This window comes from Nocardia sp. NPDC006630 (assembly GCF_040611495.1).
Taxonomy (GTDB): Bacteria; Actinomycetota; Actinomycetes; order Mycobacteriales; family Mycobacteriaceae; genus Nocardia.
In genome coordinates this window covers 666,496-690,462 of record NZ_JBEXOK010000003.1, presented here as the reverse complement: position 1 = coordinate 690,462, position 23,967 = coordinate 666,496, and the positions used below count along the sequence as shown (strand labels likewise).

Annotated in this window: 24 protein-coding genes; 17 read left to right on the top strand and 7 right to left on the bottom strand. The window is 65.3% G+C overall.

All coding sequences use genetic code 11. The features are described 5' to 3' along the window. Window positions 1–20: 20 nt before the first annotated feature. From ABZX86_RS11315 to ABZX86_RS11265, 11 genes are all read left to right on the top strand, one after another. On the top strand, window positions 21–836 hold the full coding sequence (locus tag ABZX86_RS11315; protein ID WP_297621659.1) for an ABC transporter permease: 816 nt from the start codon (window positions 21–23) through the stop codon (window positions 834–836). After that, window positions 836–1,705 (top strand): ABC transporter permease, encoded by an 870-nt coding sequence (locus ABZX86_RS11310; RefSeq protein ID WP_355122396.1) that lies wholly within the window; start codon window positions 836–838, stop codon window positions 1,703–1,705. Before ABZX86_RS11315 ends, ABZX86_RS11310 begins: the two co-directional genes overlap by 1 nt. Before the next feature lie 3 nt (window positions 1,706–1,708). After that, on the top strand, window positions 1,709–2,737 hold the full coding sequence (locus ABZX86_RS11305; protein ID WP_355122394.1) for an MlaD family protein: 1,029 nt from the start codon (window positions 1,709–1,711) through the stop codon (window positions 2,735–2,737). Continuing rightward, on the top strand, window positions 2,734–3,741 hold the full coding sequence (locus ABZX86_RS11300) for an MCE family protein (RefSeq protein ID WP_355122392.1): 1,008 nt from the start codon (window positions 2,734–2,736) through the stop codon (window positions 3,739–3,741). The genes ABZX86_RS11305 and ABZX86_RS11300 overlap by 4 nt, the downstream gene beginning before the upstream one ends. Further along, window positions 3,732–4,751 (top strand): MlaD family protein, encoded by a 1,020-nt coding sequence (locus tag ABZX86_RS11295; RefSeq protein ID WP_355122390.1) that lies wholly within the window; start codon window positions 3,732–3,734, stop codon window positions 4,749–4,751. The genes ABZX86_RS11300 and ABZX86_RS11295 overlap by 10 nt, the downstream gene beginning before the upstream one ends. Continuing rightward, complete coding sequence (locus ABZX86_RS11290; RefSeq protein WP_355122388.1) at window positions 4,751–5,686, top strand: MCE family protein; 936 nt, start codon at window positions 4,751–4,753, stop codon at window positions 5,684–5,686. The genes ABZX86_RS11295 and ABZX86_RS11290 overlap by 1 nt, the downstream gene beginning before the upstream one ends. Next, window positions 5,683–6,690, top strand: coding sequence for an MlaD family protein (locus tag ABZX86_RS11285; RefSeq protein ID WP_355122386.1), 1,008 nt, complete (start codon window positions 5,683–5,685; stop codon window positions 6,688–6,690). The genes ABZX86_RS11290 and ABZX86_RS11285 overlap by 4 nt, the downstream gene beginning before the upstream one ends. After that, window positions 6,687–7,637, top strand: a complete 951-nt coding sequence (locus ABZX86_RS11280; protein WP_355122384.1) for an MlaD family protein — start codon at window positions 6,687–6,689, stop codon at window positions 7,635–7,637. The genes ABZX86_RS11285 and ABZX86_RS11280 overlap by 4 nt, the downstream gene beginning before the upstream one ends. Window positions 7,638–7,866: 229 nt before the next feature. Beyond that, entirely contained in the window at window positions 7,867–8,454 is a 588-nt protein-coding gene (locus tag ABZX86_RS11275) for a hypothetical protein (RefSeq protein WP_355122382.1), read from the top strand. Continuing rightward, a complete protein-coding gene (locus tag ABZX86_RS11270) occupies window positions 8,379–9,095 on the top strand; it encodes a TetR/AcrR family transcriptional regulator (protein ID WP_355122634.1) in 717 nt (238 codons plus the stop codon). The genes ABZX86_RS11275 and ABZX86_RS11270 overlap by 76 nt, the downstream gene beginning before the upstream one ends. Next, window positions 9,092–9,727, top strand: coding sequence for a TetR/AcrR family transcriptional regulator (locus ABZX86_RS11265; RefSeq protein WP_355122381.1), 636 nt, complete (start codon window positions 9,092–9,094; stop codon window positions 9,725–9,727). Before ABZX86_RS11270 ends, ABZX86_RS11265 begins: the two co-directional genes overlap by 4 nt. Window positions 9,728–9,920: 193 nt before the next feature. On the opposite strand, the gene ABZX86_RS11260 is transcribed toward ABZX86_RS11265, so the two are convergent. Next, window positions 9,921–10,343 carry a cupin domain-containing protein gene (locus tag ABZX86_RS11260; RefSeq protein WP_355122380.1) on the bottom strand — a complete coding sequence of 141 codons (423 nt, stop codon included), beginning with the start codon at window positions 10,341–10,343 and terminating at the stop codon, window positions 9,921–9,923. A 178-nt stretch (window positions 10,344–10,521) separates the two neighbouring features. On the opposite strand from ABZX86_RS11260, the gene ABZX86_RS11255 reads away from it, so the two are divergent. Together ABZX86_RS11255 and ABZX86_RS11250 are read left to right on the top strand one after the other, a co-directional pair. Continuing rightward, a complete protein-coding gene (locus tag ABZX86_RS11255) occupies window positions 10,522–11,409 on the top strand; it encodes a helix-turn-helix transcriptional regulator (protein ID WP_355122378.1) in 888 nt (295 codons plus the stop codon). Window positions 11,410–11,498: 89 nt separating this feature from the next. Continuing rightward, window positions 11,499–12,380, top strand: a complete 882-nt coding sequence (locus ABZX86_RS11250; protein ID WP_355122376.1) for an aldo/keto reductase — start codon at window positions 11,499–11,501, stop codon at window positions 12,378–12,380. 98 nt (window positions 12,381–12,478) lie between these two features. Here ABZX86_RS11250 and ABZX86_RS11245 read toward each other — a convergent pair whose 3' ends face one another. After that, window positions 12,479–14,851, bottom strand: a complete 2,373-nt coding sequence (locus ABZX86_RS11245; protein WP_355122374.1) for a tetratricopeptide repeat protein — start codon at window positions 14,849–14,851, stop codon at window positions 12,479–12,481. A 233-nt stretch (window positions 14,852–15,084) separates the two neighbouring features. Then, entirely contained in the window at window positions 15,085–15,696 is a 612-nt protein-coding gene (locus tag ABZX86_RS11240; protein WP_355122372.1) for a hypothetical protein, read from the bottom strand. Between the two features lie 81 nt (window positions 15,697–15,777). Here ABZX86_RS11240 and ABZX86_RS11235 point away from each other — a divergent pair, with 81 nt between their 5' ends. After that, the gene (locus ABZX86_RS11235; RefSeq protein ID WP_355122370.1) at window positions 15,778–16,869 is read left to right on the top strand and encodes an amidohydrolase family protein; all 1,092 of its coding nucleotides are present in this window, start codon (window positions 15,778–15,780) and stop codon (window positions 16,867–16,869) included. A gap of 76 nt (window positions 16,870–16,945) precedes the next feature. Here the strand turns inward: ABZX86_RS11235 and ABZX86_RS11230 are convergent, their stop codons facing one another. From ABZX86_RS11230 to ABZX86_RS11220, 3 genes are read right to left on the bottom strand one after another with little or no spacing between them, the layout of a single operon-like run. Then, window positions 16,946–18,115 carry an erythromycin esterase family protein gene (locus tag ABZX86_RS11230; RefSeq protein WP_355122368.1) on the bottom strand — a complete coding sequence of 390 codons (1,170 nt, stop codon included), beginning with the start codon at window positions 18,113–18,115 and terminating at the stop codon, window positions 16,946–16,948. Window positions 18,116–18,149: 34 nt separating this feature from the next. After that, window positions 18,150–18,554: a DoxX family protein gene (locus tag ABZX86_RS11225; protein ID WP_355122366.1), complete on the bottom strand. Its 405-nt coding sequence runs from the start codon at window positions 18,552–18,554 to the stop codon at window positions 18,150–18,152. A 36-nt stretch (window positions 18,555–18,590) separates the two neighbouring features. Beyond that, the gene (locus ABZX86_RS11220) at window positions 18,591–19,448 is read right to left on the bottom strand and encodes a cyclopropane mycolic acid synthase family methyltransferase (protein WP_355122364.1); all 858 of its coding nucleotides are present in this window, start codon (window positions 19,446–19,448) and stop codon (window positions 18,591–18,593) included. Window positions 19,449–19,744: 296 nt separating this feature from the next. On the opposite strand from ABZX86_RS11220, the gene ABZX86_RS11215 reads away from it, so the two are divergent. Both ABZX86_RS11215 and ABZX86_RS11210 read left to right on the top strand, forming a co-directional pair. Then, the gene (locus ABZX86_RS11215; RefSeq protein ID WP_355122362.1) at window positions 19,745–20,563 is read left to right on the top strand and encodes an expansin EXLX1 family cellulose-binding protein; all 819 of its coding nucleotides are present in this window, start codon (window positions 19,745–19,747) and stop codon (window positions 20,561–20,563) included. Window positions 20,564–20,658: 95 nt separating this feature from the next. Beyond that, entirely contained in the window at window positions 20,659–21,588 is a 930-nt protein-coding gene (locus ABZX86_RS11210) for an alpha/beta hydrolase (RefSeq protein WP_355122360.1), read from the top strand. A gap of 10 nt (window positions 21,589–21,598) precedes the next feature. On the opposite strand, the gene ABZX86_RS11205 is transcribed toward ABZX86_RS11210, so the two are convergent. Next, window positions 21,599–23,002 carry a wax ester/triacylglycerol synthase family O-acyltransferase gene (locus tag ABZX86_RS11205; RefSeq protein ID WP_355122358.1) on the bottom strand — a complete coding sequence of 468 codons (1,404 nt, stop codon included), beginning with the start codon at window positions 23,000–23,002 and terminating at the stop codon, window positions 21,599–21,601. Window positions 23,003–23,271: 269 nt separating this feature from the next. Between ABZX86_RS11205 and ABZX86_RS11200 the strand changes: the two genes are divergently transcribed. Next, complete coding sequence (locus ABZX86_RS11200) at window positions 23,272–23,922, top strand: cutinase family protein (protein WP_355122356.1); 651 nt, start codon at window positions 23,272–23,274, stop codon at window positions 23,920–23,922. Window positions 23,923–23,967: the final 45 nt, after the last annotated feature.

The following is a 23,967-nucleotide window of genomic DNA, read 5'->3' as shown; positions in this document are numbered from 1 at the left end:
AGGCATTGGTCGACAAGGCCATTCGGGGGCCGGAGCCGTTCGTTCGGCAGGCAGTCGAGTTCGTTCTTTCCGGGTTGCGCACGTTCGGGCGCACCATTCAACTGGCGGTGGCGGCATTTCGCTACCTCGTCACCGATATCGTCGCCCTGAAACATCCGTGGCGTGACACCCTGCAGCAGGGGTGGTTCATAGTCAGCGTGACCGCGATTCCCGCTGTGCTGGTATCGATTCCGTTCGGCGTCATTGTCGCGGTGCAGGTCGGCAGCCTCACCCAGCAGGTCGGCGCGAGCTCCGTCTCCGGCGCGGCCGGTGGTCTGGGCGTCATCCGGCAGGGCGCGCCCATGGTGACCGCGCTGCTGCTGGGCGGCGCGGCCGGATCGGCCATTGCCGCCGATCTCGGCGCCCGCACCATTCGCGATGAGGTGGATGCGCTGCGCACCATGGGAATCGACCCGGTGCGCCGGCTGGTCGCCCCGCGGCTGGCGGCCATGCTCGTGCTCACGCCCCTACTCTGCATGCTGATCATCTTCATGGGCGTCTTCACCGGATATGTGATCGCGGTCGGCTTCCAGGGCGTCACGCCCGGCAGCTATCTGTCGGCCTTCGCGGCCTTCGCCAAGATGAGCGATCTCGGGGTGGCGATTCTCAAAGCCGTGCTGTTCGGCGTGATCGTGCTGATCGTGTCCTGTCAGCGCGGCCTGGAAGCCATGAACGGTCCCAAGGGCGTCGCCAATGCGGTGAACGCCGCGGTGGTGATCGGCGTGATCGCCGCCTTCGGTGTGAATCTTGTTATCACCCAGCTGGTTTCGATGTTCCTACCGACGCAGGTGGGCTGATGACCCAGGTTCCCGCACGCTATCAGCCGCTCGGCGCGGCCGGTCGGATCGTCGAACGCGGCGCGCAGGCCCCGCTGGGAGTCTTCGAATCCCTGGGCCACCAAGCGACTTTCGTCTACGAGGTGCTGACGGCCATCCCGCATACGCTGCGGGTGTATCGCCGCCAGACCATGCTCATTCTCTCCGATATCACCTGGGGCTCGGGCGCGATCATTGTCGGCGGCGGCACCGTGGCGGTGCTGGCCTTCCTCGGCATCGCGGTCGGCGGCTCCATCGGCGTGGAGGGTTTCACCGCGCTGAACATGGTCGGCATGGGCCCGCTCACCGGGTTCGTCTCCGCCTATGCCAATACCCGGGAAATGGCGCCCATGGTGGCGGCCATCGGATTCGCCGCGCAGGCCGGCTGCCGCATGACGGCCGAGATCGGGTCCATGCGCATCTCCGAGGAGATCGATGCGCTCGAGGCCATCGGCATCCGGCCCATGCCGTTCGTGGTGACCACCCGCGTGATCGCCGGTGTCATCACCATCGTGCCGCTGCACCTGCTCACGCTGATTCTGTCGTACCTGTCCTGCGCGACCGTGGTGAATGTGCTGCACGGGCAATCCTCGGGCACCTACTACCACTACTTCGACGCCTTCCTGCAGCCGAGCGATGTGCTCGCCTCGCTGCTCAAAGCGACGATCTTCGTGATCACCATCATTCTCATCCACGGCTACCAGGGCTTCTACGCCACCGGCGGTCCGGAGGGCGTGGGCCGCGCCTCGGGCCGCGCCATTCGCGCCAGCCTGGTGCTGGTGGTCATTCTGGACATGATCCTCACCATCGTGATCTGGGGCTTCGATGTCGGCATCAAGATTTCGGGGTGACCGATGAGCATGTTCAAGGATCATTCCGGGCGTAGTGCCGGACCGTGGATGCTGCGGCTGCGCGGTCTGGTGATCGCCGTCGTCCTCGTCACGGTCGCAATCGTCGTAAGTTCCTATGCGCGTGGATCGTTCGCCGACAAATTCGATCTGACCATCGATGCCGCGACGCTCGGCGAGGGGCTGGCGCCGGGTGCGGAGGTGAAATTCCGCGGGTACGCCATCGGCACCGTGCGCGAGGTGAATACCGAGGGCTACGGCCATCAGCGCATCGAGGTGCAGATCGACCGCAAGCAGGCGGCCGCGCTCACCGAGGGTGTCACCGCGCGCTTCACCTCGTCGAATGTGTTCGGCTCCAGTGCGATCGAGCTGGTGGCGGGGAGTGGCACCGCGCCGCTGCACGAGAACGCCACGCTGCAGATCGGGGAGAACGCCACCAATGCGACCGTCGCCGGGGTTTTCCGGCGGGCGGCCCGGCTCACCCAGGTGCTCGACTCCGCTACCGTCCATCGGCTTTTCGACCTGCTGCTGGACAATGCGAGCAGCCTGGAGCCGGTATTGCAGTCGTTCTTCGACACCGCGCGCATGCTGGCCGATGGACAGCAGGCGCCGGTCGGGCACTACCTCGGCATCGGTGCGGATATGACCGGAGCGTTCGCGGATCTGACGCCGTCGGCGGGTCATGCCGTTCTGGGGGTGCTCGAACAAGCCGCGTACTTCGGTGATCCGGCGAATCAGGATCGCACCAACAAGGCCACCGACGGGGTGAATCAGGCGGTGCTGCTAGGGATTTCGAATCTGCTGCAGCACAACAACCCCGAGCTGGAGAAGGTGCTGAGCGGTGTGCTCGATCTGGCGGTGCCGATCAGCGTATCGCTGGGCACGGTCGCCCCGGCCTACAACCGGATTCCGAATCTGCTGCGCGCCATGGACGGAGCCTTCCCGGTGGTGGACGGCCGAGTGCAGCTGCAACTCGATCTGATTGTGAAAACCATGCCGTACCTGGCTGATTCACTCGGGGGAGTGCCGAAATGAACGATGTCGTCAAGTCCTCCGTCAAGCTCGTGATATTCCTGCTCATCGTCTCGGCCTGCTCGGTGTTCATCGTGACCGCCCTGCGCACCCCGATTCCGGGTGACAAGGTCGGTTATGACGCCGTATTCACCGATGTGTCGGGCCTGTTCGCCGGTGATTCGGTGCGCATGTCGGGCGTCGCCGTCGGCAAGGTGGAAACGGTCGCGCTGGACGGCGCGCAGGCGCGGGTGCACTTCACCGTGAACACCGACCGGCCGATCTACGACAACACCCAGGCGGCGGTGCGCTACCAGAACCTCATCGGGCAGCGGTATGTCGAACTGCTCACCGACGGCGCCGGTGGCGCGAAACTCGCTCCGGGAAGCACGATTCCGGTGCAGCGCACCATTCCGAGCTTCGACGTCTCCAAACTGTTCAACGGCTTCAAACCGCTGTTCGACACCCTGGATCCCGCGCAGCTCAACCAGTTCGGCGACAATCTGCTGCGGGTGATCCAGGGCGACGGTTCGGGCATCGGGCCGGTGCTGTCGGATCTGGATACGCTCACCAAACACGCCAGCAGTAGTGAAGCGGTCATTGTGCTGCTGGTCCGCAATCTCGGCCTGGTGTCCGATGAGATCGGCGGTAAATCGAAGGCCGTCGGCGATCTGGTACAGCAGCTGGCGGACATTCTGCGCGAGTTCACCAGCAAGAACCAGATCATGCTCAATGCCATCGATACCGCCAAAGCCGTTCTCGGGCCGATGGTTCCGATCCTGGAGGAGGGGCGGGACGCCTATGACCAGGCCTACGGCCCGATCGATGGTCTGCTGCGCCGGCTGGTGCCGGCGACCGACCAGCTCACGCAGCTGCTCGCGATCACTCCGCAGGTGGTCACCGGCCTGAATCAGGCGGTGCCCGGCAATGGCGTGAAGCCGCGGATTACCTGTTCGCACGGGGAGGCCGCGGTATCCGGTATCGCGGGCGTCGTCCTCGCCAACCAGAACCTGGTGGTGTGCAATTGAAAGCGCTGGTGAAGTATTTCGGCGAGCTCATTCGTGAGGTGCTCGCCGGGCGCGGCGATCAGCCGACCCAATTGCGCTGGGGCATAGCGGGAGTCTCGGTGTGCGTGGTGCTGCTGCTGGCGGCGGGTGCGCTGTATGTGGTGCCGTTCGGACAGCGCACCTATACCGCCGATTTCAAGATCTCCGGCGGGGCGCGCTCCGGTGACGAGGTCCGGGTGGCGGGCATCAATGTCGGCAAGATCCGATCGGTGGATCTGGTCGGCGATCATGTCGAGGTCAGCTTCACGGTGAAATCCGAAGTGCACGTGGGTGATCGCGCGGCCGTGGAGGTCAAGATGCTGACCCCCATCGGCGGCCATTACCTGTCGCTCGCGCCGACGGGTGATAAAGACCTGGGGCGCAAGCACATTCCGCCCGACCGCACCGGAACGCCGTTCGAGCTCAGCGACATTCTCGACAAGGGCACACCCATCTTCAGCAAGGTGGATGCCGGCACCATGCGCAGTACGCTGGGCCAGCTCGACAAGGCGCTGGCCGGGCAGCCCGACGCACTGCGCAGCCTGGTCACCAATGCCAATGATCTGACCGGTGTGCTGGCCGACCGTACGCAGCAGTTGAATACGACACTGCAGATATCGGACGAGTACATCGGCGCCATTGCCGACGACAAGGCGCTACTGGCCGACTTCGTCCGCCAACTCGGCGGTGTCGCCGATTCGCTCGGCAATCGCAAGGACCAGATCGTGAGCATGTTCAACCTGGTCAAGCGGCTGCTGGTGGTGCTGCACCGCCCGATCATGGCCTACGGCGACAGCATCGAGCCGGCGGTCACGCAGTTCGAGCAGCTGTTCTCCAAGATCATGGAGGATCCGAATCGGATCGACACCGTCGTGAACGGGATGCGCGATGTAATCGCCAAACTCAACGGCATGCTCGGCACCCAGGTGAAGGCGGATCAGCCCGCCGACGGTGTGCAGGTGTGCATTCCCTACGAAGGCAAGGCGTGCTGATGCAGTGGATTCGCAAACCTCGGGGGAGAGCCGTACTCGCCATCGGGGTTGCCGTCGTGGTGATCGCCACGGTGGCCGCGGGTGTGACCTGGGCGAGCGCGGTGCGTGATTCCGAGCAGGACGTCTGCGCGGAGTTCACCGATACCGTCGGCCTCTACAAGGGCAATAGCGTGACCATGCTCGGCGTCGATGTCGGCACCGTCTCGAAGATCGAATCGCTCGGCGATCGCATGCGGGTCACCATGAAGGTCGGCGACAAGGTGACGTTGCCCGCCGACATCCAGGCCGTCACCATGTCCAGTTCGATTGTGACCGACCGGCATGTGGAGTTGACCAAGCCGTACACCGGTGGTGCGCGCTTCGATACCGCGAAATGCATTCCGCTGGACCACACCAAGACGCCCATCGGCATCAGCGAGGCGCTCGATTCCATGGGCAAGCTGGCCGGAGATCTGACCGGGCCGGGGGAGGCCAATGACACGCTGATCAATGACACCCTGACCGCCGCCGACAAGGCGATCGACGGTACCGGGCCGCAGTGGAATCAGCTGTTGCAGCGGCTGTCCGCGGTGGTCGGGGATCCGTCCCAGCGGGATGTGGTGTTCCGGCGGCTGGTGGACAATCTGGATCAGCTCACCACCATGTTCGTGAGCAATTGGCCGGATATGCAACTGGTGCTGGACAATCTGCGGGCCGGATTGCAGCTGATCGGTGAGTTCTCCACCGAATTCGCCGGCGCGGTGGATATCGCCGTGGAGTTCCTGCCGGTGCTGGCGCGCAATGCGGGTAAATACGATCAGCAGGTCTACGCACTGCTCGATCAGTATCTGCCGCAGGCGCACGACTTCCTGCAGCAGCATCAGGGTGATATCGGCAGTCTGCTCGCGCAACTGCCGCCGCTCGCCGCGCAGCTACCGCAGGCGGGTGCCCGATGAGGCGAGTACTGCTGCGGCTCGTACCGGCGCTGACCGCCGCGACCCTGCTGCTGAGCGGGTGCGGGGTGCGGGCCACCGATCTCCCCATCCCGGGGACCTATCCGAGCGGTGACACCTACACCGTCCGAATCGAATTCGGTTCGGTGCTGAATCTGCCGGACCGCGCGAAGGTGATCGCCGACGGTGTCGAGATCGGCATGCTCGACCACATCGATCTGATCGGCAATACCGCCGTCGCGACGGTGAAACTGCATACCGATGCCAAGCTGCCGAAGACCACCACGGCGGAACTGCGGCAGAGCACCATCCTCGGTGATATCCATATCGCGCTGGAGGCGCCGAAGAACGCGGACAGCGGTTTCCTGCACAATGGCGATGTCATCCCGATGTCGCAGACCGTGCCCGCCACCAATGTGGAGGACATTCTGCGGGCGCTGTCGAATATCATCACCGGCGGCCGGTGGACAGATCTGCAGAAGCTGGTGACCGACGTCAACGCGGCGTTCCCGTCCGATCCGGCCGAGCTGGACCGGATCAACAAGGCCGGGCGGGCCGCGCTCAGTGATATGGCTTCGCACACCGCCGACATCGATCGCATTCTGGCTGGGGCACAGCAGATTACGACCAAGCTCGCGGACGGGCGCCAGTCGGTGGATCGCATCCTCACGCTCGGGCCCGCGCGGGCGGCCGGTCTGGCGGATGTGCTGTTCAATGTGATCAAGCTGATCATCAGTGGTGGCCAGTTGGCGCAGAATGCGGGGGATCTGCTGCTGCCGCATATCGGCGACTTCCGCTCCATCGTCTCGATTCTCGCGCCGACGGCGGTGGCGCTCGGCAATTCCGATATCACACTGGCCGGGAATCTCGATACGTTCCACACGCTGCTGCGGGAGAAGCTGATTCCCTTCCTGAACTCACCGGATGTGCGGGTGCAGCAGGTGTCGGCCGATGCGCAGGCCGATCAGCTCATTTCGACCCTGCGCTCCATCGGGATGGTGCCATGAAACTCTCACTCTCCGGACCGGTCTCGCTGGTGCTGCTGACGATACTGACGCTGATCTGCGGCAGCTATATGGCCGTCGGCGTGCTGAATCTGGACCCGCGTCGCCAGAACAACACTGTCACAGTGCTTTTGGATTCTTCCGGCGGACTGATGAAGACCTCCGAGGTGACGCTGCGGGGCATGCCCATCGGGCGGGTGCGCGATATCGGGGCCACGATTCACGGACTGTCGGTGACGCTGGAATACGATGCGAAGTACCGGATTCCGGTGGACAGTCAGGTGCAGATCGCCAATCTGTCGGCGGCCGGGGAGCAGTTCCTCGACTTCCGGCCGACGGGAACCGCGGGGCCGTTCCTGCATGACGGCAGTATTGTGCCGAACCGGCAGGTCAAGACCGCCACGACCGTCGGTGACGCACTCGCCAAGATGGATGCGCTGACAGCGCAATTGGATCCGGCGCGACTGCAGCATCTGGCGACCACCGTGGCCGCCGGATTCCAGGGCCGCGACGCCGATGTGGCCAACCTGACCCGGGCGCTCGTCGGCACCGCGAATCTCCTGCACGACAAGCGGGATGAGATCGCGCGGCTGTACGCCAATGTGCAGACGCTCGGCGACCGTTTCGACGGCCGCGCACCGTCGCTCAGTGCCGCCGCGGGCGATATCGACTCGGCGCTGCCGGAACTGCTGCACATCATCGGCGCATTCCAGAACTACTCCTACGTCGGTGAGCATATTTTCGACGATCCGCTGGGGCCGCTGGTCACCAAGATCGACCAATACCTGTCCGAGATGGGACCCGACCTCGGGTTCATCGCCACCGCACTGAAGCCGTCCACCAGCGCCCTCAAGCCGCTGCGTGTGGATGCCGGATCGATTGTCGATCTGCTGGCCACAGTGTTCCCCGGTGATGGCGCAGCCCACGTCGGCGTCGAATTTCCTCGTTAGAGAGAAGGCAATCGTGAGTGAAACGGAAGAGCGTACGGAAGTGGTTGTGCTGGAGAAGGATTCGGTGACGGCGAGCGAGCCCGAGGCTGTTGACGCTGTCCCTGTGGTGACTGACGCGGCCCCTGTGGTCACCGACGCTGTCCCCGTGGTGACTGACGCTGTCCCCGTGGTGACTGACGCGGCCCCCGTGGTGACCGACGCGGCCCCTGTCATGACCGACACTGCCCCTGTGGTGACAGAGCCTCCGGTTGATCCGAAACCGTTGCGACTGCGGGGATTGCGCACTCGGGCCTATCCGATCGCGGTGGCCGCCGCCGCATTGTTCGCGGTCGTCGCGGTGGTCATGGGCGTGTTCTGGCACAACTCCACCGGTGATCTCGATGCGCTGCGCACCAGCAATTCCGACCGTGACCGGGCCGCCGAGGTGGCGAGCGATTACACCGTGCGCTCGCTGAACTACGACTACAAGAACCTGCCCGCTTTCTTCGACGGCGTGCAGCACGGCACCTCGGATGCCCTGCGCAACAAGTACACCCAGGTGCACGACACGCTGTCCAAGATCATGACCGGCGCGCAGGTGGTGGCGACCGGCAAGGTCGTGGGCACCTCGGTGGAGGCCAAGGGTAACGATCAGTACGCGGTGACCGTGTACGCCACCCAGCGCACCCAGAACATTCAGCAGACGGATCCGGCGACGGTGCCGAATCTGCTGCTGGTCACCGTCGCCAAGAGCGGTGGCGACTGGGTGGTCGTCGACTACGGCCCGAAGGATGGGGATGCGAAGGACGGCGGCCCGAAGGACGGGGCCGCGAAATAGTCCCGCGCACAGGCCGGCCGCCGCAGCACGAGCTTCCGCTGCGGCGGCGCCGGCAGATCATCGAAGCCGCCTACGAGGTGTTCACCGCTCACGGATATGAGGCCACCGCCATTTCGGAGGTGGCCGCGCGCGCCGGGATCGGGCAGGGCACGGTCTATCGGTACTTCGGCAGTAAACGCGAAATCCTGGATCACGTCATCGATTTCGGTGTCGAGAAGATCATGGACTCGGTGCAGATCGCGGCCTTCTTCGGCACGTCGGGCAGTATCGACGAACTGCTGGAATCGGTGCGGGCGGCGGCGGAGCGGTTCTATGGGCTGATCGAGCGGGAGCCGCAGCTGCTGCGCCTGTTCTTCGTGGAAGCCGGGGCCATCGACGACGAACTGGCGCAACGACTTCTGGGTTTCGAAGCGATGGCCGCCTCCCTGGTCGCCGTGGAGCTCGCGCGCGGCGTCGCGGACGGCTGGATTCGCGCGGATGCCGATCCGGAGGTGCTCGCGCACACCATTCTGACGCTGGTGGGTCCCGGCATGGTCCGGGAACTACTCGGCTCATCCGACCCCCGGCTGCGCGAGCGCAGCACTACAGTGATGCTGCACTTGTTGGAGAAGGCACTGCGTGCAAGAAGGGTGGCTTCGTGAGTGAGCCGGTGAAGACCGCTCGGCGGGCCGCTCGCGCGGAGCTGCGCCGCACCGAATTGGTCAGCGCCGCTTACGGTCTGGTCATGACGCGCGGCTTCCGCACCATCGGCGTGGACGATATCGCCGCCGCCGCGGGCGTCAGCCACGGCACCTTCTACAACTATTTCGACAATAAGCGCGACATCCTCGACGCCGTCATCGACCACTGCTTCGACCACATCCGCGAACGCCTCCTCGGCCCCGACGCCGACGCCGATCCGGCCACCATGGAAGCCTTCTGCGACCGCTACGCCCGCGTCATAGACCGCGGCTACGACCTCGTCGCCTCCGAGCCAGGTCTGGTGAATTTCCTACTCCTGGAAGCCTCTTCGATAGACGACGGCGTCATAGAACGCTGCCTGCACAATGCCCGCCTCTTCGGCGTCCAAGCAGTCCACCAGGTCGCCCGCGGCATGGAATACGGCTTCCTGGACCCCAACCTCGACGCGGACATAGCAGGCGAAGTCCTCCTCTCCGTCCTGGTCTCCGCCCTCTTCTCCGCCCTCCGCGCCGGCGAAGACGGCCTCACCCAAGACCGAGTTCGCCTCCAACTCATCACCTTCCTCTCCTCGGCTCTGACCGCCGACCCCTAGCTTCGGAAGGTGATGTCCCGTGGGGTCCTATGAGCCGTCCAGCCGTTCATGCGCGAGATCCGTTCTGCTCGAACAGTTCCCTGGCCACGGTCAGCGACACCAGCTTCGGTGCGAAGTCACCGATCAGCTGCTGGGCGGGGGACGGGCTGTCAGGCATGGGGTGAATCCCTTCTGTCGCAGGCGTTTTGCAGGCTCAGGATGGAGTGAGGTGCTGGGTGGCGTGGCGGTATTCGTCGTCGGTGACGTGCTCGCCCCAGGTGGTCTCGGGGGTCTGCGGATCGCCGGTGCCGTCCCAGATCGCCAGGTGGGTCATGAAGTGGTCGGCGGTCGCGCCGTGCCAGTGCCACTCGCCGGGCGGGGTGTGCACGGTATCGCCGGGCCGCATGACGATCACCTCGCCACCGCGCGAGACAACGAGCCCGATGCCCTCGGTGACGTGCAGGGTTTGCCCGAGGGCGTGGGTGTGCCAGGCGGTGCGCGCGCAGGGCGTGAAATGCACGGCATTGACTCGGGCACGCGAGGGCTCCTGGCCTTGGTAGATCTGGTCGAACCACACGTCGCCGGTGAACCACTCGGCTGGCCCCTGCACGGACGGCTGCGTGTCCAGACGCTTCATTGTCGAACTCCCTTCCGCTCTTCATGCTGATTGCTGTCAAATTGCTGGCTGATATGTAATCCGCCGGACTTGCTCACGAGTTCGAGTACACGCCGAATCCGGCGCCTGCGGGAGTGACCGCTCTTCCAGGTAACGGCAGTACCCCCTTTCCCGGGGTCGATGCGTTTACCGTGGAGAGATGGACGATCACCGGGCACAGGTCCGCGAGTTCCTCACCAGCCGCCGCGCCCGCATCACCCCCGAACAGGCCGGATTGCCCGCCTACGGTGGCAACCGCCGGGTGCAAGGGCTGCGTCGCGAAGAGGTTGCGCTGCTGGCCGGGGTCAGCATCGATTACTACGTGCGCATGGAACGCGGCAATCTGTCCGGCGCCTCCGACAGCGTGCTCGACAACCTCTGCCGCGCACTGCAACTCGACGACGCCGAACGTGCGCACCTGTTCGATCTCGCGCGCGCGTCCACACCCGTGCCTACTCGGCAGCGACGTACCACACCGGCCGCCGGGATCACCGATACGATCCAGCAGATCCTGGACGCCATTACCGACGCACCGGCCTGGGTGCGCAATGCCCGTCACGACCTGCTCGCGGCGAACTCCCTGGCACGCGCCCTGTACGCACCATTGCTCGCCGACCCCCGCCGGCCCGCCAACAATGCGCGATTCGTCTACCTCGACCCCGCATCCCAGGACTTCTTCGTCGATTGGGAACGTGCGGCCGACGACATCGCGGCAATGTTGCGTTCGGAAGCCGGCCGCCGGCCCGACGATAAGCAGCTCATCGAGCTCATCGGCGAACTGTCCACGCGCAGTGAGCAATTCCGGACGCGCTGGGCCGCACACAATGTGCGATTCCACCGGACCGGGCACAAGAAACTGCACCACCCCGTCGTCGGACGCCTCGATCTGAATTTCGAGGCGATGGAGTTTCCCGCGCATCCGGGGCTCACGCTGCTGGTGTACACGGCAGCGGCGAACACGCCGAGCTCCGACGGGCTGAAAATGCTCGCCACCTGGGCGGCAACCGAGAATCGCGATCACGACGCCGCACACCGCACCAGCGAGTAGAACGCCGAATGCCCCACTTCGCCGCGACACGTGCTGAGGGGTAAAGGCAGTGCCTGTCACCTCCGCGGGGCCGCGCTTAGCGTAGAGATATGACCGAAACCAAGATCGTCTTGAACAACGGCGTGGACATGCCGGCCATCGGCCTCGGTGTCTTCCAGACCCCGCCCGAGGCCACGACCGATGCGGTTACCGAGGCACTGCGCGTGGGCTACCGCCATATCGATACCGCCGCGGCCTATCTCAACGAACGCGAAGTCGGCGAAGGGATCCGGCGCTCGGGCATCGACCGCGACGACATCTTCCTCGAGACGAAGGTGTGGATCAGCGACTACGGCTACGACGCCACCCTGCACGCCTTCGACAAGAGCGCGGCCAAGCTCGGGGTCGAGCGGATCGACCTGCTGATCCTGCACCAGGCACTGCCGAGCCGTTTCGATCTCACCCTCGATGCCTACCGGGCCCTCGAACAGCTGCTCGCCGACGGCAAGGTGCGCGCCATCGGCGTCAGCAACTTCATGCCCGAGCACCTCGACGGCCTGCTGAACGCGACCGACGTCGTCCCGGCCGTGAACCAGATCGAACTGCACCCGTACTTCCAGCAGCCCGCGGTGCAGAAGGCGGACACCGAGCACGGCATCGTGACTCAGGCCTGGTCGCCCATCGGCGGCATCACCTCCTACCGCGACGCCCCCAAGAGCACCTTCCAGGACCCGACCCTGCTCGAAATCGCCCGGCAGCACGGCAAATCCGCCGCACAGGTGATGCTGCGCTGGCATCTGCAGCACGGCCGCTCCGTCATCCCGAAATCCACCAAACCCGCCCGCATCGCCGAGAACTTCGACGTCTTCGACTTCGAACTCACCCGCGAGCAAATCGCTGCGATCGACGCACTCGACACCGGAGTCCGCGGCGGCCCCGACCCGGACAGCATCACCCTGGAAACATTCGGCAGGGATATCCCCGAAGCCTGAGAACCCCCGGACCCAGCCAGTCGATCACCGGGTCCCGAGTTTCCACCGGGGAGGCCGGTGCCCGAGCTGCGCCATTGTCTGGACCCCATCTCCCGAGTTCAATCCGCTGATCGGCCCTCCGATGCGTGGGCCCTGGCGAGGTTGTTGCGGATGGTGAGGGTGGTGGGATGGTTGGGGCCCAGGACGCGTTCACTGTCGGTGAGGGTGGTTTCGAAGAGCGGTATGGCTTTGCCGAGTTGTCCACCCGTTTGGAAGGCGAAGGCGAGGTTGTTTCGGGAGACCAAGGTATCGGGGTGGTCGGGGCCGAGGAGCCGCAGGCGGTCGGTGAGGGTGGTTTCGTAGAGGGGTATGGCCTTGTCGAGTTGGCCTCCCGCTTGGTACGCGAAGGCGAGGCTGTTGCGGGAGATGGAAGTGCCGGGGTGATCGAGGCCCAGGATCCGTTCGCGGTCCGCGAGAGTGGTTTCGAGTGCGGCAATGGCTTTGCCGACTTGGCCTGCGGATTGATAGGCGAGGGCGAGGTTGTTCCGGGCGGTGAGGGTGGTGGGATGGTCGGGGCCGAGCACGCGTTGGCTGTCGGTGAGGGTGGTTTCGAAGAGCGCTGTGGCTTCGTCGAGTCGTCCTGCGGATCGATAGGCGAGGGCGAGGTTGTTCCGGGCGATCAGGGTGTCGGGGTGGTCGGGGCCGAGGACGCGCTCGCTGTCGGTGAGGGTGGTCCGGTGCAGGGGAATGGCTTTGCCGAGATTTCCCGCTGATCCGTAGGCCTGAGCGAGGTTGTTACGGGTGGTGAGGGTGTCGGGGTGGTCGGGGCCGAGAATGCGTTCGCTGTCGGTGAGGATGCCTTCGAGTGCGGAGACGGCTTTGTCGACTCGTCCCGCCGATGCGTAGATGGCGGCGAGGTTTGTCCGGTTGATGAAAGTGCGGGGGTGATCGAGGCCCAAGATCCGCTCGCAGTCGGCGAGGTTGAGTTCGAGCGAGCGAATTGCCTTGTCCAGTTGTCCCGCTGCGTAATACGCGAGGGCGAGGTTGTTGTGGGATACGAGGAGATCGGGATGGTCGCGCCCCAGAATCGGTTCGCTGTCGGCGAGATTGGTTTCGTAGAGGCGTATGGCTTTGTCGATTTGTCCCGCGAATCGGTATGCGCTAGCGAGGTTATTGCGGCAGGAGAAAGTGTCGGGGTGGTCGGAGCCCAGCACGCGTTCGCAGTCGGTGAGGGTGGCCTGGTAGAGGTGTATGGCCTTGGCTAGTTGTCCTGCGGATTCATATGCGTACGCGAGGTTGTTGCGGGCGACGAGAGTGTCGGGGTGGTCGGGGCCGAGGACCCGCTCATGGTCGGTGAGAGTCTCGAGTCCGAGGGGGATCGATCGGGTGACGTTGGCAGAGGTGATCATTTGCCGTACCGCCCAGCGGCGCAGTCGCAATGCGCGCGCTGGCATGGGGTCGGCTGCTCTGGTGGGTAGACGAGTGCCCCATAGGGCGTCGATATGATCGACGAGGTGAGCGCCTTCCTCGCGTCGAGTCCATGCTCGGTCCTCGCTGAAAATGTGCGCTTCCAGGAGGTCGAGTGCGCCGGCGACGAGTTCGTTTGTGGCGTTTGCGGATTCGGCTCGTTCGCGCAGGACTCGACCGGTCAGCCGGTGCATGATCACGGTGTCGGCAGCCGTCGACCACGACAGCAACGAAGCTTGTTCACATCGCTCCAGGGCTTCGTCGAGTCGGTCGTCCGGGTCGAGCAGTATGTCGCGGCGTACGCCCGCCGGTGAGAGCATTGCCAGCACCCCGATGAGCCGAGAGACCGCGGCGTCCAACCGGGGGTCATCGGTCAGTGTTTCGATGTTGTCGATCGACAATAGGATCGCCTGTGCCACCGATCGCGGGTAATCCTGGCCGGCCTTGCGGCCGAGGATTTCCGGCAGTGATCGCGCATCGAGCAGGTCCTGATAGCGCGCGTAGGTGAGGTGACGCCCGGTGATGGTCCCTGCGGCTGTCGACAACGCGAGAGGGTGATCACCCAGCACGGCCGCGAGCGCGTGCGCTCCGTCCTGGTCGGCCAGCTTGGTCGCGCCGCGGAGATAGTGGATTGCTTCCGAGCGGGTGAAGCCGGTGAGGTCGACAGTCTCACCCAATTGGTCGAAGGCGCGGTTGGTGCTGGTGATCAGGATCATTGTGCGGCCGGCGGCGGGTAGCAGTGGCCGGATTCGGTCCGGGTCGTCCGCATTGTCAAAGATCAGCAGCCCGGTTTCGCGAGAACCCGACAGATGTTCCCGGAGCCGTCGCGCTGAAATCGCTGAATCGCCCTGGGGGTCGGCGACTCCCAGACGATCGGCTATCTCGGCCAGTCCGGTCAGCGCGGTTTCGATGGTGCCGGCATTGACCCATCCCACCAGTCCGTGTCCGGTATCGATATCGTCGCGGGCCAAGGCTGCCGCGAGGTGAGTCTTGCCGGTTCCGCGCATGCCGATGACCGCCGCCACACGCGACCCGTCAAGCGCTGCGCGAATATCAGCGATTTCAGCGCGGGATACGAAATAGGCTGGCTTCTGCGGGATCTCGCCGGATATCACTCGCCCGGTGGGTCGAAGCGGCGGCACATGATCGTTGCTCGACGTTGCGGTGAGGACCTGGATTATGAAGTCACGGCCCGCTGAAGCGCCGGAGACCCCGATCAGCTGTGCGTGCTCGGCGGATGTGGCGGCGGTGGTACCGGTTATCGCCGCGGGCTGTGAGGGTGTGGCGGCTCCGAGTTGCCGGCGTGAATTCCGCTGATCTTGAGTGTGCCTTGAACTTTGGTGTCTTCGGCGATGACGGCGCTGCCACTGGAGGTGATATCGCTTATCTCGAGTTCGCCGGTTTCGACCCGGCGCAGTTGGACGCCGACGGCTTCGGCGACCTGCGGCGTGTGTTCCTGGATGAGGTTCAGCAAATGCCAGGCCGCAGTGCGGAGTTCCGGGTCGTCGGTGGCGCCGGCGTCGGTGAGTTCCTGGGCCAGGAGGGTGCGCTGGGCAGGTGCGATCGGGTGTGCTTCCAGCACGCTCACATCGACGGTCTGGTAGCGGTGGGTGATGAGTGTCTTGACGGCCTGGTAGGCGTCGGTGACGGCCTTTTTGGTGGTGTCGGTCAAACCTGCTGCTGCGCCGGCCGCGATCGCCGCGGCGATCATCGTCACTGGATCCATCCGCTCGAGCCTCCCCTTGATCTGTTGCCGGTTCATCGGCGAAACCCGGCCGTGAACCCTTGACGTCTCAGCGATACTAACCGTGTTCGGCTGTGGCGCTGGTTGTTTGGGTTCGTGGTGGTTCGGCTCGGTGTTGGCGCTCATGCCCGCTTCGGTCGCCGCCGATAGGGTGGATGGGGGGCGGTATTCGGACACCGCGACAGAAGTGCCGCATAGGAGGTTGGCGTGAATCCTGTTTTGTCAGAGGCTGGTTCGAAGATCGCATTGACCGGTGTTCGCGTTTTCGACGGTCGGGAGCTCGGGGAACCGGCCACCGTCGTGATCGACGGGGACGTTATCGGCACCGATCCCGGCGGGGCGGAACTGATCGACGCGGGTGGTGCGATTCTGCTGCCGGGGTTCATCGATGCCCATATTCATCTGCACGGCCCGCAGACCCTGACGCAGTTGGCCGACTACGGCGTGACCACCGGGCTCGATATGGCGACCTGGCCGCCGGAACGGCTGGCGGCGCTGCGAAAAGAGTCCGGTGCCAGCGATATTCGCAGTGCGGGCACCCCGCTGATCGGTGCGGGCGGTATGCACGCCAGGGTGCCGGGCATGTCCGATGCGGCGATCATCACCGATGCGGATCAGGCCGATCGCATGGTGGCCGAGCGGGTCGCCGCGGGGTCGGATTACGTGAAGATCGTGCTCGAGGCGCCGGGCGGCGGCGGACCCGATGCGGACGTGGCCGCGGCCGTGGTGCGCTCGGCGCATGCGCGTGGCCTGCGGGTTGTCGCGCACGCGGCATCGCTCGGCGCCTACCTCACCGGTCTGGACGTCGGCGCGGACATCCTCACCCACGTGCCGAGGGAGGCGGAAGTCGCTGGGGCCGATGTGCGGCGCATGGCTGAACAGGGCGGTATCGCGGTGCCCACCCTCGTCATGATGGAGGGCATCGCCAATGCGCTGGGCAGCGGCGGGATCGAGTACTGCCTCGCGACGGTCGGCGCACTGCATGCCGCGGGTGTGCCGGTCCTGGCGGGCAGCGATTCCAACGACCAGGTCGGGGTGCCGTTCCAGCCCGAGCACGGTGCCGCCCTGCACCGTGAGCTCGAACTGCTGGTCGCGGCGGGCTTGACCCCGGCCGCGGCCATTCGCGCGGCAACCAGCCTGCCCGCCAAGCATTTCGGACTGACCGATCGCGGCGTGATCGCACCGGGAATGCGCGCCGACCTGGTATTGATCGATGGCGACCCGCTGGCGGATATCCGCGCGACCCGTGCGATCACTCGGGTCTGGTGCGCGGGGAATGAGCACGCACTACGCGGGTGAAGTCGGTCTCTGCGGTCGGGTATCGATCGGACGCGGCGGATATAGCCACGCCAACACCATCTCTGACCGCCTGCATTTACGGCAGCCACCGCAGCGCAGACGCCTCGCGAACATGCACCAGGACATCGAAAGCGGCTGGCAGATCGGCGAACACCAGATGCGCCGCGGCATCGTTCGCCGGGTCGTAAATGCCGCTGATCACCCGCATTTTCACCGGCCCGAGCGCACCGTGGTGGCCGCGCAGATCCACCCAGTGCGCCGCAGGTTCGGCCACGCCCAGCACGGCGTCGAGGAAGTCCGCGGGCGGCGCGGGAACATCGACGATACCGAGGTCGCCGTGGTGGAATCCGATCGCCACCGAGGCGTACCGCGCGCCGTAATGCTGCCGCAGCACACTGCCGGCGGTGGGATGGTCGCCGGACCCGGTGGCGAGGGCGGAGCTGTGGGCGATGCCGTCCCAGTAGACGATTCGCCGCCCGGTCCGCGTCTGATAGTCGATCATCGCGGCGCCCCAGAGATCGTCATCGCCGACGAACGACCCGCGCCCCGCGACGCTGCGCTCGTGGAAATCGACAATGAGCCGCAGACGGGACCGGACGTCCTCCGGCACCCCGGCCAGTGAATTCAGCAGGGCCGCAGCGTCTCGCGCATCCTCCTGGAACGCCCGCCCCGGGTGGATTCCGCGTGCGCGCTGCACATGCTCGTCGGTGGTGTGCGCACTCCGGATCGGTTCGAGATGCGCGGAGATCTCGGCCAGCCGGTCCGGTGCGATCCGCCGCACGGCATCCAGCACCACGTCGTAATCCGCCGAATTCGCCTGTGCGGGTTTGACCGCGATGATCCGGACCGGATCCGCGCCGTGCTCGCGGTTGAAGTCGCGAATCCACTCCAGCGCCGCGGCCGTCTCGGCGGTCCGCCACGGCCGCCACGCCGTATCGAGCGCGGCCTGCGCGGTCCCTTCCCCGGTCAGCACGAAATGGTCGAGAACGGCGGCGACATCGGCGCTGTCCTGCAGTGCCACAGCGCGAAAGCCATACTGCTGCACCAGAATGCGGAACAGTCGATCGCGCACCTCGAAGGTCTCCTGCGCGAACCGCGTCGATTCGCCGATGCCCACCACGGCCGCCTGCGACAGGGAGCGCGCAATCTCCTCGAATGCGGTGTCGTCGAGGGGACGGAGAGCCGACGGCAGGTCGGACAGAGTGATGCCGGTCGAAGGTGCTGCCGGACTGGAGATCGCGTTCATGAGCCCAACTGTCCTAGCTCGACTTAGGTTGAGGTCAACCCGATGTGACCGGCCGCACTGGGCGTAGTCGTCGATCGTCGGGCCGCAGCGCCCAGGACACCACCGTCAGCACTGCGAGCACGGCCAGGATCCACAGCTCGCCGAGCGCATATCCGGTGGTCAGATGGGAGGCCATCGCGCTGGTGTAGACGAAGAAGGTCCCCGCATAGGCCCACTCCTTGACCAGCGGAATACGCGGCGCGAGCAGCGCCAGCGCCCCCAGCACCTTCCATACGCCCAGCAGCACCAGGAAATACGTCGGATAACCCAGATGCGTCACCAGATCCCGGACGTACTGAATCCGTGCGATATCCCAGATTCCGCCGACCGCCCCTTCGGCGCAGATCAACACCGTCGCCGTCCAGTAGGCGTACCGACGGTAGCCAGTCCAGCCCGTCATCACTCCATTGTGGCGCAGAATCGTTCCGGAGTCCGGCTACTTGACCAGCGTGAACTGCATGATGTCCAGGTGCCCGGCGTGGAAGTAGTGCGCACAGCCGGTGAGGTATTTGACGTAGCGGGCATAAACCTCCTCGGAGGTGAGGCGCACGGCCTCGGTGTGATGGGCCTGCAGGGCCGCGGCCCACAGATCGAGCGTGTGCGCGTAGTGCGCCTGCAGTGAATGGATGCGCTGGGTGTGGAATCCGGCGGCCCCGGCGAGTCCGGTCACCGTGGAGGGCTGGGGGAGTTGCCCGCCGGGGAAGATCTCCCGCTTCATGAAGATGTGGAAGCGGGCATCCTCACGGGTGACGGGAATGTTCAGCGTGCGCAGTTCCGCCAGTGTGCGGCCGATGATGGTGTGCAACAGCAGCCGTCCGTCCGCGGGCATCATGGCGTGGCAGCGGGCGAAGAATTCCGGATAGCGCTCCTTGCGGAAATGCTCGAAGGCGCCGATGCTCACGATCCGATCGGCCTTGCCGCGGAACTCCTCCCAACCCTGCAGCCGCACTTCGGCATCGGTGATGCCGAGCCGGTCCAGCCGCGCCCGGGTGTAGTCGAACTGGTTGCGGCTCAGGGTGAGTCCGATCACCCGCACCCCGTAGTGCTGTGCGGCGCGAATCATCGTTGCGCCCCAACCGCATCCGATATCGAGCAGGGTCATGCCCGGCTGCAGCCGCAGCTTCCCGAGTGCGAGATCGATCTTGGCCTGCTGGGCCTCCTGCAGGCTCATGGTGGCATCGGGGAAGTAGGCGCAGCTGTAGGTCATGGACGGGTCGAGGAACAGTGCGTAGAAATCGTCGGAGACGTCGTAGTGCGATTGGACTTGCCGATAGAACGGCGCGAGGTCGGGCATGAGGGGTGCTCCTGAATTCGGTGTACGCCAGGAGATACGGAGTGCGGCGGTGGTCCGTTCTAGATCTATGACACACCGGCGACTCGCCGACTGTTTCACTCCGAGTTTCCCATTCGACCCCGCCGCGACCGGCGCTGCTGCTTTCCTGAAGGGGGTCAGCATCGTTGCAGCAAACACAATTCGGAGGTTGGGGAGCGGCCATGCACCGCACAGGATACGAAGTGGTTCGCTCGAGCAGACCCTGGTTGTGGACGGCCCTCGCGGCGGCCGTGGTGGTGGGGACAGTAACGTGGGTCATGCGTCCCGAGCCCGTCGCCTGCCGCTCGGCGGCGCCGATCACCACCGTCCGCACCGAGCCCGCAGCAATAGCTCCCAGTTCGGTTACCACACAGCAGCTCCCGCCCCCGCCCCCGCCCCCGCCGCCTGCGCCGCAACCGCAGCTCGCACAGGCCCGCTTCTACGCCTTCAGTCCCGGCGTGGCGTGCTCACTGCCGGATCTACCCCTCGATGGTTACTACGTCGGCGTACCGACCGGTGAATACGCCGACTCCTCACCCTGCGGCACCTACGTCAATATCGACGGCCCCCTCGGCAGCGTGCGCGCACAGATCGTGGACCGCTGCCCGGGTTGCGCACCGCACCAATACGATCTGAGCCGAGCCGCCTTCGAGGCCATCGCCGACAGCTCCGACGGTGTGGCGCAGATCAAGATCAGTCAGGTGGTCGACCCGAATCCCGCACCGGAACTGTTCTACCGGGTGCAGCAGGGCTCGTCGGCGGACTGGATCGGGGTGCTCTTCTCCGGTGGCGGCAACTCCCTGCGCGCGGTCGACCTGCATTCGGATGCGGGCGGCGACTGGAAGCCGCTGCACCGCGGTTACGACAACTACTGGACCATTTCGGGCGCCGGTCCGGGCCCGTTCACCGCCCGGGTCACCGATGTCTACGGCCACACCGTGGAGGTCCCGGGCATCACCGTCACACCGGGGCAGTTGCGCTACACCGGAATTCGGCTCTACGACCCGGATCCGCCACCGGCCACCACGGTGGCCGCGCCGCCGCCACCGGTGGTCGTCACGACTGTGGTCCCGGCCCCATCGCACTGCAATTCGTGACGCGACGTACTCCTGCATCACACCGGGATTATGGCATCATCAACTGAAACGTGTTTCATTTTTGACCGTTGATGCGGCTTCCCGGGAGGCATTCGATGACGAAACCCAGCTCGGACTATTCCGAGGCGACCGAGTCCGGTGAGCGCCGGCGCAACCGCCGGCTGTCGCCGCGCATTTCGCGCTTGACCGAGGTTCCGCAGGGGGCGATGGTCGAGCTGCCCGGCCGGGGCAGCGCCTATGTGGTGGACCTGGCGGGCCCTGCCGCCGATTCGCCGACCATCCTGCTGCTGCACGGTATGGCCACCACCGCCATGCTCAACTGGTTCCCCTCGCTGCGCGAGCTCAATGAGCTCTACCGTGTGGTGCTCTTCGATCAGCGCTGGCACGGGCACGGAATCCGTTCCGAGCGTTTCGATCTCGACGATCTGGCCGATGACGCGATCGCGGTGGCCGAGGTGCTCGGCCTCGATCGCCCGGTGCTGGCCGGCTACTCCATGGGCGGCGTCATCGCGCAGCTGGCCGCGCACCGGCATCCGGACAAGGTCGGCGGAATAGTGCTGGCCGCCACCACCTATCGCTTCCAGGAGACCCGCCGCGAGCGGGCCTTCCACAAGACCTGGGGCCTGCTGGCGGCCTCCTTCGCCGACACGGCCCTGCGCCGCACGGAATTGCACAAGCAGAAGCTCCCGGTGCTGCCGCAGGCGTCGTGGCCGGTGGGCCGGATGGATCGCTGGGCCATGGCGGAGATGCGCAGTACCAGCGGCTGGGCGCTGGCGCAGGCCCTGGCGGTACTGGGTAATTTCGATGCGACGGAATGGCTCTCGACGCTGAAGGTGCCGACGGCGGTGGTGATCACCACCCGAGATCGGGCCCTGCCCGTCTACCGGCAGCTGGAGATGGCGAAAATGATTCCGGGAGCGGAGATCTTCCTCGCGAAGGCCGGTCACGCGGCCTGCGCACTCGAGGCGGACGTCTTTGTCCCGGTATTCCTCGAGGCCTGTCAATCGGTGGTCGGGCGGCTCTAGGCGCTGAGGCTCAGTGCTTTTCGCCGGCTGCCTTGAGCAGCTCGGCGATCACCTCGGGGACGGCGTCGGCGATCTTCTCGACATCGGGCACCAGTTCCTTGGCGGCGATGAAGCCGAAGTCCAGGTTGCCATTATTGGAGATGACGGTGGCGGTGAGCCCGGCGCCGTGGAATACCGGCCCGAACGGATACATCGAGGACACCCGCACGCCCAGGAAGTACATCGGGAAGTTGGGCCCGGGCACATTCGAGACCACCAGATTGTGCACGACCGGATGGTGCGAGGCCAGCTTCAGCGAGGAGTACGCGCGCGCCGCCAGCTGAAAAGTGTTGGGCGGGGCGTACTTCGCCCAATCCTGCAGGAAGTCGGCGCCGATGAGATCATGCTCCTCCTTGGCCCCGCGATTGTCCGCGGCAATCGCCTGCAGGCGTTCCACCGGATCGGCGAGATCGGTATAGAGCCGCGCGAAAATGGTGGAGACCTTATTGGTGCCCGCCTCGTGCCGGGACGTTTCGTGCACCGAAACCGGAACCGAGGCGATCAGTGAGGTTTCCGGCAGCTCATCGTGCAGTTCGAGATAACTGCGCAGCGCCCCGCCGACCACGGCGAGCACCACATCGTTGACCTTGACGCCGAACGCGGACTTTATCTCCTTGATATCAGCCAGGTCCGACTGCACGAAGGAGATCGAGCGATGCCGGGTGATTGCGTGATTGAACGGGGTGCGCGGTGCGGTGAACGGCAGTGCCATACCCCGGGTCTCGCCGCTGCCGCGCCGGCGCTGCACCAGCCCGGTCAGAATTCCGACGGTCTGCGGCATCATGCCGAACATGCCGAGCTTGCCCGGGAATTTGGCCAGGCCCTCGGCGGCCAGCACCAGATCATTCGGTTCCGCTTCGGCAGCAGGGGTTTCGGCGGGTGGCGAATAGGTCACGCCCGGCTCGAGATCGCACAGGTGCATCATCATATTGGTGCCGGTGATGCCATCGACGATGGCGTGGTGGTACTTGGAGATGACGGCGACCTTATGGTCCGGGAAGCCCTCCACCACCCACATCTCCCAGAGCGGGCGGGTGCGATCCAGCGGCCGGCCTGCGATATCGGCGGTGATCTCCGCCAGTCCCCGGCGGCCGCCCGGTGCGGGCAGGCCGACCCGGCGCACGTGGTAGTCCAGGTCGAAGTGGGAATCCTGCACCCACACCGGATGATCGAGATTGAACGGCACATTGTGCAGGCGGCGGGTCATGGCGGGAATGAGGTACAGCCGCCGGCCGAGTTCGGCTTTGAAGCTGTCGTAGTCGAATTCGCGTCCGTCCGCGGTGGGGTCGAGTATCAGCAGTGCGCAGACGTGCAGGAGTTGGGTATCCGTTTCGAGGTAGAGGAAGCTCGCATCGAGTCCGGTAAGTCGTTCCATACCAACACCCTATGAGAACTGGTTCTACTTTGCGCCCCGATTGCGGGGACCCGAAGGACCGTTCCGAGGCCGGTTCGTTGCCTCAAAATAGCTTGTAGAGTGCAAGTTTCGCAGTGATACAGATGCACACCAATTGGGTATCTCTCCGGTAGGACTCGTTGCCGCACAGTCGCCTTCTCCCTACCTTGGGTCACATGGCCCGGCGATTTGTCACTTGTCACTGACAAGAGTCACCGGGCCTCTCACAACGGCGTGAGAGGGTGAGAACAATGGGCGACCGAAGGGTTGTGCTGACTGGAAAGTGGCGTATAGCTTGGGTTCTCGCCGCCATATTGTTGGTGGCGAGTGTGTTCTTCCCACTACCTCGGGCCCACGCGGACGCATGTACCGACGTGGACGTGGTCGTGGCGCGGGGCACGGGCGAACCGGGCTGGCTCGGCGACGCGGTCGGCGATCCGCTATACGGAATGCTGCAGGACCGGTTGCCCGTGAGTACGAGTGCGTACTCCGTGAACTACCCGGCGGACTACAGCTTCAATCTGGGCGCGGGATCGGCGGATCTGGTGGGGCACTTGGCCGCTCAGGCGGCGGCCTGCCCGGCGCAGCAGTTCATTCTGGTGGGGTACTCGCAGGGTGCGGCGGTTGTGCACGCGGCACTGGGCACCGGCGCGGTGTCCTGGTATCCCGGCCGGGTGCAGCTGCCCGGTGACCTCGGCGACCGCGTCGCGGCAGTTCTGCTGTTCGGTGATCCCATGCGGGCCATCGGCTGGAATGTGCCGGGGCCGTTCATGTCTCGCACCGGTGACTGGTGCACCGGCGGCGATCCCATCTGCGGGGCGGGTGTTGATGCCAATGCCCACGTCGCCTATGGGAGCAGCTTCGTCGGCGCGGTGAACTTCGCGGCCAACCACGTCGGCTGAAGCCAGGGGAGGGGGTGGCCCCAACTCTCGGGAGCTCTCAGCTGT